A 13238-nucleotide genomic window follows, 5' to 3' on the forward strand; every position below is an offset into this window, starting at 1 on the left:
CGTAGATGCCTCTCCGTCAGTAACGGAGAGGCATCTACGTTGTCAGCAGCACGCATTATCATCAAGCCGGGAAGGTATCTGCCCGTTCCGCCCATAAGGTGCCCGGGTAAGTTTCCCGTAACTCCAGCCAGTAGGGCGCCAGCGCGTCAAATGATTTGCCTTCGGCAAAAAAAGCAGCCACTCCCTGCCAGTATAATACCTCCTGGTGCAAAGCCGGATGCAGGTCTTCGGAGATCAGCCCTTTTAGCAAGGGGATACCGTCTGCCGGTTTACCGCGGCGCATTGCCAGCAATGCCCTGCCGATAGTGAGTTCGGTCAGAAACTGATGCGGCGGCAGATAACCGGTAGCCTCCCGGAGCACATTGCCGTCCGGTGCGTACATAAAAAAGGCGGGCGTCCATAGCAGTGCACGTGTCAGGTATTTGGTCGTGAAAGCTTTGGTTACCTCTTTCACATTGAACTTCACCAACACGTAGTGTTGTTCCAGGTATTCGCGGACCTGTTCATCTTCGTATGTCACCGCGTCCATGCGCTGGCACCCCTTACAACCATCTGCCCAGAAATCGATCAGCAAAGGGCGTTGTGTGGCCTTTGCCAGTTCAAATGCTTCCTCTACCTGCTGCCCGGTAAAATGTTTGATTGCTGTTTCCATATACCAATGAATTTTGTTTATCAAAGGTAGCCATCGGCAAAACATGAGAAAAATGAATACTTTTCTTACTTTTGATGAAAACAGCTCATGATAACAAGTAACGATCTTCAACTTGTAGCGCACATTGTGGCAGAGGGCTCGCTCACGAAGGCTGCCGAGAAGATGTACCTGACACAGTCGGCCCTGAGCCACCAGTTGAAAGACCTGGAGAAAAGGGCCGGGTTGCCGATGTTTGAGCGGGTCAACAAAAAGCTGCTGCTGACCGCTGCAGGGCGCAGGGTCATGGAGAGCGCCACCAACATACTGCCACAGCTGACACGCCTGCAGGAAGACATACAGGCTTATCGCAAGGGTAAAATACAGACATTGCGCATCAGCACAGAATGTTACACCTGTTACCATTGGTTACCACGGGTGATCACGGAACTGAAATCACGGCATCAGCAGGTGGAGATCACCATTGTGACCGCTGCCACGCAGAAACCGCTGACCTATCTGATGAACGGAGAGTTGGATGTAGCGATTATCAGCGACAACACCCCTCCTGCCGGCGTACATACACACACGCTTTTTCATGATGAAGTAGTAGCGGTGCTACCACGGAAACATCCTTTTGTAGGACAGAAAAAATCGCTGACAGCAGCAGACTTTGCCACAGAGCACCTGCTCACATATGACGTAGCGGAGGAAGCCGGCACCCATAATATGATGCGGGAGTTTTTCCGGGAATCACGGCCGAAAGACATCACCCGGCTACAACTCACCGAAGCTATCGTGGAAATGATCCAGGCAGGTATGGGCATTGGTCTCTTTGCCACCTGGGCCATTGCGCCTTACCTGCAAAACCGGGACCTTGTTACCCTGCCATTGCAGACACCCATGCGGAAGCGGACCTGGAAAGCAGCTTGCCTGGACCGGAACAATCCGTTGATACGACAATTTGTCGAGCATATCCGGCAGTATTTCAAAGGCGCAGATCAGAAACAGTCCAAATAACGTATTTTAGATTAAAAAAAGATGCGCTATCTGTACCTCATCCTGCCGGCCCTCTTTGCTGTTAACACCCTGCAAGCCCAATCCGAAACTGCCGGTGTGAAACAAACCATCGATAAAATGTTTACCGCCATGCATAACAGCGACAGCGTGGCGCTCCGCGAGTGTTTTTCTCCCACCGCTGTATTTCAGACCATCGAAGAGCTTAAAGGCAGCACCACCGTGAAAAATGTTTCTGTAGAACGTTTTGCCTCCGTCATCGCAGGCACGCCCAAAGGCGACCTTGACGAACGTATTACTTATGGCCCTATACAAATAGATGACCACCTTGCTTCCGTATGGACGCCCTACCGCTTCTACCATCAGGGAAAGTTCCACCATTGTGGTGTTAATTCCTTTCAACTGGTGAAACTGGGTAAAGAATGGAAAATCCAGTATGTAATTGATACCCGCCGTAAGGAGAAATGTGTGGAAGATAATACCACTGCCACCCCTGCACAATAATTCATATGCCTTTTTTCTACGTGGCCTGCTACTAAAATTTACAGGACAGCTCCATCCATCAAGGCCGGCAACCGGCAATAAATATTTACGTAAGTAGTTACTATTATCTATGTTCATACGAACATAATAATCCTACTTTTGCCCTAAAAAGCCCCAATGAGACTGTCATCTTTATTTACTTTTATTCTTTTCATTTACGTTACTACTTACATAAATAATGTATTTAGCCAGACTGGCAACGCGTTTTACAGTATTAAAGGCACTTTCGCCACAGCGGACAATACCCCTGCGCGGGACGTTGTAGTACAGCTGCTGCAAGCAGCAGACAAGAAGCTGGTCAAATTAGAATACACCGACGCACAAGGTAACTTCTCCTTCGATCATCTGCCCGCAGGGCAATATTTACTGGCCACCCAGAGCATGGCCTATACACCCTGGCTATCGGCCGCTATTACACTCAATAAGCATACACAGCTGGGCACCCTCCGCCTTCAACCCACCACTACCACGTTGCGGGAAGCCAATGTAACAGCTACCAAACCTTTCATACAGCAGCAGTATGATAAAACCACCCTCAACGTGGCAGGCTCTATTTCCGCCGCCGGCAGTACCGCGCTGGAAGTGCTGGAAAAAGCGCCGGGCATCACCATCGATCAGAACGATAACATTGCGATGCGCGGCAGACAAGGCGTGCTGGTGATGATGGACGGCAAACTGGTGCCCATGTCCGGACAGGAACTGGCCAATTTGTTGCGGAACCTCTCGGCCAACCAGATAGAAAAAATAGACCTGATCACCAATCCATCGGCCAAATATGACGCTGCCGGTAACGCTGGTATTATTGACATACGGCTCCGGAAAGGCCACCAAAGCGGCACCAACGGTAATGTATCGCTCAGCTACGGCCAAGGCGTATATCCCAAAATAAACCCGTCCGTCAACTTCAACAGTAAGATGAAAAAGGTGAACCTGTTCGGTTCTTACAACTACAACTACCGGCAGTTTATGAATGACCTTACCATCGAACGGCAGTTTTATGATCCAGCGGACAAATATACAGGCGGTATCAACTACGATAACTTTTTCCGGTACGGCTTTAACACCCACAACGCCCGGCTCGGCGCAGACTATAACATCACGCCGGATATTACTGTAGGCGTAGTAGCCAATGGCATCTTTAACAAGGGGGACATCACGTCCAACAGCATGGCGGAATCCTTCAACATACAACAACAAAAAACAGGTTCATTCACCACTATCGGAGACAACCATCCTCAAAGGAACAACGGAAGCATCAACCTGAATTACAAACACAGGCTGGACACCAGCGGGAAAGAACTGTCTGTAGACCTTGACTACGCGCGTTTTAGCAACGATGAACTTCAAAACTACCGGACTTCTTATTTTGATCTGCAACAGGCACCGACCAAACCGGACTATAGGTTGTTCGGCAACCTGTCCGGCGAGCTAAACATTAAATCCATAAAAGCCGATTATACCCAGCCTCTGAGAAGCCTCGGCGCACGGCTGGATGCCGGTATCAAAAGCAGTTGGGTGAAAGCTGATAACGACGTACGTTTTTTTGACAGGAGCAGCGGAACAGACATACTGGATACCGGTAAGAGCAACCGGTTTGTATATGACGAAAACATCAATGCCGCCTATCTCAACGCTTCCAAAAAATGGGCGCGCCTGAGCGTACAGCTGGGCCTGCGCGTGGAAAACACCATCGCCAAAGGATTGCAGGTCACCAACAAGGAAAAATTTGACCGCAACTATACCCAGTTCTTCCCCAGCGGGTACGTTGGTTATGCGTTCAATAAAACACATGATCTCGGCATATCCATCAGCCGCCGCATCAACCGCCCGTCTTACCGGGAACTGAATCCGTTCAAAGTATTCCTCGATCCGCTGACATATTCTACCGGTAACCCCTATCTGAAACCGGAGATCACCAACTCCTTTGAGATGACACATACTTTCAAAGACAGGTACATTACCAAACTGGGCTTTAGTACCACCACCGACAATATTCTGACGGTATTGTCACCAGACAAGGATCCCAACAGTGTTATTCAAACCGGTCATAACCTGGCGCGATACAACTATTACAACATCAGTTTCAGTGTACCCTTCTCCGTTGGTAAATGGCTGAACAGCACCAACGAAGCGCTGGCCTATTATGGCGAATACAAAGGAGATCTGGCCAACACTCATCTGAATGCCAGCAGGGTTTCGTTTAATCTTAACAGCATCAACAGTATTACCATCGATCCCAATACCACGATGGAGGTTACCGCCACCTATAGCAGCCGTACCTACTACGGTTTCCTGGACGTGAAAGGCGTATGGTTTATGGGCATCGGTGCACAGCGGCAGCTGTGGCACAAAAAAGCTTCTGTGAAACTGAACCTCTCCGATGTGTTCTTCACCAATTATACCAATGCCTTCACCCGGTTGACCGGTTACGGCGAAACTTTCTTCCAGCGCAGGGATAGCAGGGTATTTACCATCACATTCAACTACAAATTCGGCGGTAATAGTTCCGGCGGCAGCAATAAAAAGACCGGTGGCGCCGAAGAGGAAAAGCGCCGGGCCGGATAATTTTGCTAAATTGGCTGCATGAATCTGGTAAATGAACTGGAAGAACTGGCGCTGGCCACACGGCTCAAAAGGCTCAGTGAGCGCCTGTCCCAGGATATAAGCAGGATATATAAGGAGTCCGGACTGGACTTTGAAGCGCGGTGGTTTCTGATACTGGAACTACTGGTGCGGCAGAAGCAGTTGAGCGTCACCGAAATATCCGAAGCCTTGCAGCTTACCCACCCGGCCGTAGTGCAGTTTGTAGATCAGCTGCTGACGCAGGGGCTGATCAAAACGTCCGCTGACAGCCGGGACAAACGCCGCCGGCTGATATCCCTGTCGGCCGCCGGTAAACAGATGCACCGGAAAATAAGCCCTCTGCTGGAAGTCATCCGGGAAGAAAACCGAAAATGGCTGGAGGAAGCCAGTAGCAGCCTGTTGACCGTAATGGGCGAACTGGAAAAATCGCTGGATGAAAAGAGTATGTACAAGCGGGTAAAGATTAGTCTGCTGGAGCAGTCTGACGAGTAGCCCTTATGATAAAAATAAGTGATGCCCGGGCGATGTACTATCGTCCGGGCATTTGTGTATCAGGAGCAAACCAGGCATTTGTTAATCCGCTTAAATTATGATGATATAAACAAACCATAAAAATTCTAGACTGATATTGCCGGACTCAAACTGACTGTAGATGAATCAAGACCCGGTATTCGAATTCAGCGAATATTTTGACAATACATTTTTACTGGAACTTTATCAAAACGACATCGACTACGCTCTGGATATTTTCGAGATTACTCTTTCACACTATCCTACTGTACTGGCGGAACTACAAGTTTCAGTACTGGAAAATAATTGGGAAGAAGCCATCCTATTTGCCCACCGCCTCAAAAGCGGTATCCGTGGGTTGGGGTTTACACAACAAGCCAACAAGCTGGGACATTTACATAAACTGATCACCATCGAAAATGCTAAAGACACTCCTGTCATCAATAAACTATGTCACGAAATACAATTTTCTCTGCTTTCAGCCATACCCATTGTTCGTAACGAGATGAACCGGATGAGATTATACCTTGGCATGCATTAATCTGCAGAAATATGGAATTACTGAAAGTGCTTTCAACCGTTATTACCAGCCTTACTACCATTTTCAGGACTATTTATGAATGGTTCAGTAAACGGAAGCTTCTCCGGCATGAAGAAGATATCGCCAGGGCTGGCGAGGCTCGTCACCTTACGGCCGGACTTTACACCAGGAATATTGACCAACTGGGTGATGCGCTTCAACAATATACCACCGTCGTTCAGGAAACAAAAGATGAGCTACGGGCATTAATCCAATTGTTTCACCTTACCAATAAGCAAAAAAGAAACACTGAACTGGAGCTGCTGCGGCGAGAACTGAAGACTACCTATGCATCATTGCGCCTTCACTTTGATAACGCGGGATTTAAGGATTGCGCCCATTTTATTAAAAGCGATCTATTGACCATTATTATTAAACTACAGAAAAACGGGCTTGATGATCCTGACGAATACCTGCAGGCCCTTGATCTGGTGACTGTACGGCAGCATGAGCTACGCACGGGCATCAACAGGATACTTTTCCAAATGCAGGGATCTCTTACACAATCCTATTCATAATATGCAGGTACTTTGTTTTGATCCGGCTGCTGCCGGTAACCCATATATCCATAACCTTACACACAGTAGCACACGCACAGCGTATGCGGCCGATTACCGGTCTTTCCTGTTGGAAGTAAAGGCACGCCCCTTTGACATTATCCTCATCGGTTGCAATGACCGCTCGTGGACGGAGGTATTACGGACGAGGTATATGGCTACAATTGCCCGGCGCATGTATCCGGCCTGCCTGATTGTAATACAACGTTTTTCTTCCGGTCCGCTTCCACCCTGGTTTCGCCGTATTCCTCCATCATTATATGACTTTCGCTTTGACGACTATCTCTCTCCATCCTTTTTACCGCTAGTGGCGGCGACACTGGCACGCCGCCGAAAACACCTGCTGCGGTTACATCCGGGGGTCTCCGGGCTCAAAGGGATGATCGCCATGGACCAGCTGTTGGGTAGGATGCTACAGTCTACCCTCACCCAAAATCACCTGATAACGATCCCCACCGAAGTAGATGATAATTTTGAAGCAAAGTTCCGGCATCAGTTCCCCGACTTTGTGGTATTACACTGCCACAACAGGGATGGTGATTTCGACATTGTCAAACAAGCCACCCATACCATCCGAAGGCTGCATCCGGGCTGTATCATCTACGTCACCTGCTCCGATGAAGCGCTGGAATATTACGCGTCCAAGTACCGGTTCCATGAGTATTTTTATGATGAGCTGCTGACCCTTCCGGTAACTGGTAAGCAGTTACTAACAAAGCTCATCAATCATCTGTCCCTCCGTTATCATGTCGCTACTCCCCACCCATAAAAAAGCCCCCATGCATCGCATGAGGGCCACAATGTTCCAGTGAAATGCCGTGCTGTTACTTAGCGCCTGCCACGTTAACGTGTTTGATCGCCGAGCTGTCTCTTATTTCCTCACTGGCTACTTTGATAAGGGTATCATTCAACGCGAGATCGCCGAATACTTCTGTCTGATCGTCTGTTTTACGGCCGGTTTTTACCGGTACCCAATGGGCTTTACCATCTATCACTTTAATGACATACACGCCCTGTGTGGAATTAAGCACCGCTTTAGACGGCACCACAAAAGCGCCTGCATGGTTGCCGGTGAGCGGAATGGCCACTTCTGCCACCATACCGGGCAACAGCTGTTTCTTATCATTGATCACATCCATTTCGATGCTCTGGGAGCGCAGCCGCTCATCGAGTGCGCCGGACAACCTGCTTACTTTAGCCGTAAACGTCTGGTTGAGCATGGATTTGGTGGTGAATTTCACTTCGCTGTTATCGTTCAGGTAACTGTTATATGCTTCGGGAATGCTTACCACCAGACGCAGTTTTTTCTGTTCCTGCAGGGTGAAGATAGGCAGATCGGAGCCTTTACCAGCCGGACCGACATAAGCGCCGGCGCTCACGTTCCTGCGGCTGATCACCCCACTGAAAGGCGCCCGTATTTCGAGGTAGTTACGGGTATCTCCCACTTCGCGGTAAGAAGCTTTGGCCGCATCCAGCTGGGCCAGGTCTGACTTCTGTTTGGCGTAGGCGATATCCAGGTCATTCTGGGATACGGTGCCGGGTGTTTTGCTGGTTTCCAGCAGGCGGTCATAGGTAGCTTTGCTGGAGAGGTAAATCGCTTCCTGGGATTTGAGGCGGGATTCCGCGCCGGACAACTGGGAGTTCAATTCCGGTGCTTCCATGGTCACCAGCAGCTGGCCGGCTTTCACTTCGCTGCCCACGTCCACATACAGCTTTTTAACAAAGCTGCTCACTTTAGCGTAGAGGTCTACCCGTTGAAAAGCCACCAATTCACCGGGAATTTTTATGGAAGTTGACAGTTGTCCCTGTTGAAGGGTAAAAGCTTCCAGGGCCGGTGCAGCCGCGGCTGCACCTTCCTTATGCTCTTTGTCGTCCTTTGCTTCTGTGGAGCTACAGCTCTGCAGGGCCATGGCAGACACACCAACTGATAAAAATATGAGGGCAAATTTTGATGCTGGTTTCATAAAATGATATTTATTTCCTGTAATTCTCATGGTAATATTTATGCTGATGCTTTTTCCGGTTTATCCTTTCATGGGAATATAATGTGTACTTTCTTCATCTTCCGGATCGAGCGAAACACTTGTTGTTGACGTTTTCCCTTGTCCCCATGCAAATACCAGCGGTAAAATGAACAGGGCGGCAAAGGTAGAAGCGATCAGTCCTCCGATAACGGCGCGGCCCAGTGGTGCTGACTGGTCGCCGGCTTCACCCAGCCCGCTGGCCATCGGGATCATGCCCACCACCATCGCGAGGGCCGTCATGGCAATAGGACGCATACGCAGCGCGGCAGCTTCTTTCGCTGATACCAGGGCGTTGCCGTTGGTTTTCCTGATCTGCTCCGCATTGGTGATCAATAACACCGCGTTCGAGATGGACACGCCTACTGACATGATCATCCCCATATAGGATTGCAGGTTCAGGGTAGAACCCGTCATCATCAACAGGGACAGAGAACCGAGCAATACCGCCGGTACAGTGGCCAATACGACTGCAGATACTTTAAACGACTGGAAGTTGGCCGCCAGCATCAGGAAGATCACTACTACCGCTACCAGCAGACCGCTTTGCAGACTGCCCAATGTATCGATGAGCGTGCTGCTCATACCAATCAGGTCTACGTTCAGTCCGCGAGGCAGTTCGCCGAGGGAGTGAATGGCTTTCTGCACTTCTGTTGAAGCACTGCCCAGGTCCTTATTATTCAGGTTAGCCGTTACCGTTAGCATTGGCATGGCGCCCAGGTTATCATTCTCTCCGTAGGTGGTTTCGGGGGTAATAGTGGCCACATCGCTCAGGATTGGCCTGGTTGAATTCTTCAGCAAAGGTATCTCACCGATGTCATTTTGAGAAGAAAGTTTACTTTCCGGTATCTGTACCTGCACGTTATAGCTGATGCCCGCTTTTTCATCCACCCAGATGTTTTTTTCTGTCAAACGGGAAGAGGAAGTGCTGGCAATCAGGGAACGGGAGATATCCCCCACGTCCACGCCCAGCTGTGCCGCTCTCACCCTGTCGATATTGATATTCAATGCCGGATAGTTAACAGCCTGGCCCAACTGCACATCCCGCAGGTAAGGGATTTGTTTGAGCTTGTCTACCATCTTCAGGGCGTATTCCAGGTTCAGCTTTTTATTTCTGCCGGAGAAACGGACTTCGATCGGTGTAGGCGAGCCCTGGCTGAGGATTTTATCGGTCAGCTCAATGGGTTCGAAAGACAATTTCATCACCGGATCAATCTGTTTTACACGGTCGCGGATTTTATCTTTCAGCTGATCGAGATTAACATGGTAATCTTCCTTCAGCGCTACCTGCAATACAGACTCCTGCGGACCGGCCATCCAGAGGAAGATTGGCGCAGTAGAGAACAGTTGCGGGTGAGTACCCACAAAAGCGGAGGTGATAGATACGTTTTCTTTTCCTACGATATCGTTCACGGCTTTGATCACCGCAATGGTTTTCTTTTCTGTTTGTTCGATACGGGTGCCGTCCGGTTGACGGAGCCTTACCTGGAACTGGCCACTGTTGACTTTGGGCAGTACGTCGCGGCCGATGGTGCCCATCTGCAGCGCCACAATCAGCACGCTGATGATCAGGTAAGCGGCCACAATCACTTTGCGGTAAGGCATCATGCGGTCGATAAAGCGCAGGTAACGGGCACGTATCTTCTCGAAACGGCTGATTTTACCGTCACGGTTGCTATCTTCTCTTTCCACGAGCGCTTTCTTCTGGCTCCAGGTATTGCCTTCATCACCAGCAGCAAGACCGGCCGCTTCAAATTCCTCTGCGTCTGTCATCACGCTGCCGTCTTTCTTATGGTGATGTTTGGATTTCATGATCCAGTTGGCCATCACCGGCACGAAAGTCTGCGCCAGGAAATAAGATACGATCATGCTGAAACCGATAGCCAGGGCCAGCGGGAGGAACAGGGAACCTGGGATGCCGCCCATGGTAAATGCCGGGGCAAACACAGCGAGGATACAAAACAGAATGAGCAGTTTTGGGAAAGCGATTTCCTTACAGGCATCCCAGATGGCCAGCGCCTTGGGTTTGCCCAGATCAAAGTGCTGGTGGATATTCTCGATCGTCACCGTACTCTCATCTACCAGGATACCGATAGCCAGCGCCAGACCACTCAACGTCATGATGTTGATGGTTTGTCCGAACAGGCTCAAAAACAGGATACCGGAGATAATGGAGGTAGGGATGGTAAGGATCACGATCAGCGCCCCGCGGGCATCGCCGAGGAACAGCAATACCATCAGACCGGTAAGGATAGCGCCGATCGCTCCTTCAGACAACAGGCTTTTAACGGAGTTGATCACATAGGTGGACTGGTCAAATTCGTAGCTCAGTTTTACGTCTTCCGGTAACTGTGCCTGTATTTTGGGCATTGCTTTTTTCAGGTTCTGTACCACTTCCCAGGTGGAGGCATCGGCTGCTTTGGCAATGCTCACATATACGGAGCGTTTGCCATTAATCAACGCATAGCTGGTGCTCACGTCCGCACCATCTTCCACGGTGGCCACATCACGGAGGTAAAGATTCTGTACGCCGCTTTTAAAGAGGGGAATATCTTCAAAGTCTTTGATAGCCTTAACGGTGGTATTGGCAGGCGTAAGGTAGTTTTTATCACCGATACGCACGTTACCCGAAGGCGCCGTTTGGTTGTTGAGCCGCAGGGCTTCTACCAGCTGGTCGGGCGTCATATTGTGGGAACGCAGCAGCTCGGGATCGGCTTTTATCACCACGGTACGCATGTTACCACCGAACGGTGTAGAGCCTACCAGACCGGGGATAGAGGTAAAAGACGAACGTACATATACGTTGGCCAGATCGAGCAGTTCGTTGTTGCTGCGCTTATCGCTGCTGAGCACAAGCTGTCCTACCGGCAAGGTGGAGGCATCGAAACGGATGATGAAAGGCGGGTTGGAACCAGGCGGGAAGATAGCCTGGATACGGTTGGAGAAGGCGCTCACTTCCGCGGCTGCCTGCGCCATATTGGTACCGGGATAGAAGTTGATCTTGATGAGTGTCAGCCCCTGGATGTTCTTTGTTTCCACACTTTTCACCCCGTTCACGAACAGGAGGATATTAATGTATTGTTTACCGAAGAAGGATTCCATCTGGGTGGAGGTGTATCCGCCAAACGGGTGGGAAAGATAGATCACCGGCATATCCAGCTTCGGGAAGATATCAATTTTGATCGTGGTGACCGCTTTGATACCGAAGAAGAACAAGCCGGCAACTAACACCATGATGGTGATAGGTTTACGAAGTGCGAAACGAATAAGGTTCATACTATCTGTTTAATGTCATTGGCCTGAGTGGCTTGCCGTTGACGGCTTGCCACCTATATCCATTCGTTAGAGTTCTTTTGCAAACATGTTAAAATCGCCGGAGGCAGAGGCTTTGAGCAACAGAGCCTGCCATACGTTGCTGTAAGCGATGTCACGGTCTGTTTCCGCGCGGATCAGTGCATACAGCGCCTGTGTCACGTCTACCAGGTTGGTAAGGCCGTTGCGGTACAAGACTGACTTCTGGAGATATGCGTCAGAAGCGGCTTTCACCTGTGACGGTACTTCATGGTAGTTGTCCAGTGCGTTGGCGATCTTAGTATCCGACAGTTGCATTTGCGCACGCAGCTGTTGATCTGCCAAATCGTATTCTGCCTGTAACCCGGTACTGATCTGCCGTTGGGCTTTCACCTGCCGGGAGATGCGCAGTGGCTGCGTGAGGTTCCAGGTAACGCCCACCCCGATCAGGTAGTTGGTACGGGTAGGTTTCACGCCGTCCCAATATCCGTGCGTATAGGCGTTGAGGTTTTGTGCACCATAGGAGGCGTCAAAACCGGAGCCCCTGGTCTGCAATACGCCCACCAGTGAAAAGGCAGGGTACATCAGCGTGCGGTAGTATTTGGACTGCTCATCGCTGAGGGCGATGCGGCTTTTATACCATTGCAGCAGCGGGTGACCTTCAATAGTGGCCGTATCGTTCAGCAGGGCCGGCACGCGGGACACAAAGAACGTATCGAGTGCGAAGCGGCCGGGAGGCACGCCCATCAATTGCGCCAGCTGGTTGGCCTGCGTCTGTTCAAAATCGATGGACCTGGTGAGCGCTATCTTTGCGCTGGACACTTCGGCATTGGCTTGTGAGGAATCCACGCCGGCGCTCAGACCATTTTTAACGCGGGTCACTACCACCTGGCGGAAAGTATCTGCCCTGTTCAGGTTCTTCTGATAGGACAGTGTCAGTTTCTGCGCGGCCACGAGGTTTAAATAAGCAGCTGCCACCTTTACTTCGTGCTGAAAAATCTCTTGTTGCCAGTCTTTACTATCGCGGGCAGCAACTGCTTGTGCTGTTTTTATTTTTTCTTTGGCACGGCCAAAAGCGAAGAAGTCCCAGTTAATATTAGTCAGATACAGCCCACCGAAAGCGGCGTTCCAGTTCTGTTCCGCCAGCGGAGCGCCGGAAGATGCGGCGGCAAGGCCGCCGAAGCCGTACAGAGGGCCGTTCTGACCGTTGATGGTTCCGTAGTCCTGTTGTACTGATACGTTGAGGTTAGGCAGATAGTCTCTCTTTGCCTGATCTATGCTGGTTTTAGAAGCAGCAGCATAGTTGGATTTAGCCTTGATGGTACCGTAATTATTAATCGCCGTTTGTATAGCATCTTTCAATGTAAGTACCTGCTGGGCTTTCACAGAAGTTGAATGAACACCAATCAGAAAGAGAAGGATCAGCCAGTATTTATTTCCAATCATGTAGGGAGAATTTTGCAGCATGGTATGAACTAAAGTTGTTAATCCGGATACAAAAAGACTCC

The 13238-nt window shown here is 50.0% G+C and carries 11 protein-coding genes; 7 read left to right on the top strand and 4 right to left on the bottom strand.

Annotation, left to right across the window (positions count from 1 at the left end):
- Nucleotides 1-61: 61 nt before the first annotated feature.
- The gene (locus tag HHL17_RS21705) at nt 62-652 is read right to left on the bottom strand and encodes a thioredoxin family protein (protein WP_169226886.1); all 591 of its coding nucleotides are present in this window, start codon (nt 650-652) and stop codon (nt 62-64) included.
- Between the two features lie 87 nt (nt 653-739).
- Between HHL17_RS21705 and HHL17_RS21710 the strand changes: the two genes are divergently transcribed.
- From HHL17_RS21710 to HHL17_RS21740, 7 genes are all read left to right on the top strand, one after another.
- Nucleotides 740-1648, top strand: coding sequence for a LysR family transcriptional regulator (locus tag HHL17_RS21710; RefSeq protein ID WP_169226887.1), 909 nt, complete (start codon nt 740-742; stop codon nt 1646-1648).
- 21 nt (nt 1649-1669) lie between these two features.
- Nucleotides 1670-2149: a hypothetical protein gene (locus tag HHL17_RS21715; RefSeq protein WP_169226888.1), complete on the top strand. Its 480-nt coding sequence runs from the start codon at nt 1670-1672 to the stop codon at nt 2147-2149.
- A 156-nt stretch (nt 2150-2305) separates the two neighbouring features.
- Nucleotides 2306-4753: an outer membrane beta-barrel family protein gene (locus tag HHL17_RS21720; protein ID WP_169226889.1), complete on the top strand. Its 2448-nt coding sequence runs from the start codon at nt 2306-2308 to the stop codon at nt 4751-4753.
- An 18-nt stretch (nt 4754-4771) separates the two neighbouring features.
- Nucleotides 4772-5263 (top strand): MarR family winged helix-turn-helix transcriptional regulator, encoded by a 492-nt coding sequence (locus HHL17_RS21725; protein ID WP_169226890.1) that lies wholly within the window; start codon nt 4772-4774, stop codon nt 5261-5263.
- 160 nt (nt 5264-5423) lie between these two features.
- On the top strand, nt 5424-5822 hold the full coding sequence (locus HHL17_RS21730; protein ID WP_169226891.1) for a hypothetical protein: 399 nt from the start codon (nt 5424-5426) through the stop codon (nt 5820-5822).
- Nucleotides 5823-5833: 11 nt separating this feature from the next.
- Nucleotides 5834-6379 carry a hypothetical protein gene (locus tag HHL17_RS21735; protein WP_169226892.1) on the top strand — a complete coding sequence of 182 codons (546 nt, stop codon included), beginning with the start codon at nt 5834-5836 and terminating at the stop codon, nt 6377-6379.
- 1 nt (nt 6380) lies between these two features.
- On the top strand, nt 6381-7187 hold the full coding sequence (locus HHL17_RS21740) for a hypothetical protein (RefSeq protein WP_169226893.1): 807 nt from the start codon (nt 6381-6383) through the stop codon (nt 7185-7187).
- A gap of 55 nt (nt 7188-7242) precedes the next feature.
- On the opposite strand, the gene HHL17_RS21745 is transcribed toward HHL17_RS21740, so the two are convergent.
- The 3 genes from HHL17_RS21745 to HHL17_RS21755 all read right to left on the bottom strand — a co-directional run bounded on the left by HHL17_RS21745 (nt 7243) and on the right by HHL17_RS21755 (nt 13176).
- Nucleotides 7243-8382: an efflux RND transporter periplasmic adaptor subunit gene (locus tag HHL17_RS21745; protein ID WP_240975930.1), complete on the bottom strand. Its 1140-nt coding sequence runs from the start codon at nt 8380-8382 to the stop codon at nt 7243-7245.
- 60 nt (nt 8383-8442) lie between these two features.
- Nucleotides 8443-11715: an efflux RND transporter permease subunit gene (locus HHL17_RS21750; RefSeq protein ID WP_169226895.1), complete on the bottom strand. Its 3273-nt coding sequence runs from the start codon at nt 11713-11715 to the stop codon at nt 8443-8445.
- 66 nt (nt 11716-11781) lie between these two features.
- Nucleotides 11782-13176 (bottom strand): TolC family protein, encoded by a 1395-nt coding sequence (locus HHL17_RS21755; RefSeq protein ID WP_169226896.1) that lies wholly within the window; start codon nt 13174-13176, stop codon nt 11782-11784.
- Nucleotides 13177-13238: the final 62 nt, after the last annotated feature.

This window comes from Chitinophaga fulva, assembly GCF_012927205.1.
In the GTDB taxonomy this organism is placed as follows: domain Bacteria; phylum Bacteroidota; class Bacteroidia; order Chitinophagales; family Chitinophagaceae; genus Chitinophaga; species Chitinophaga fulva.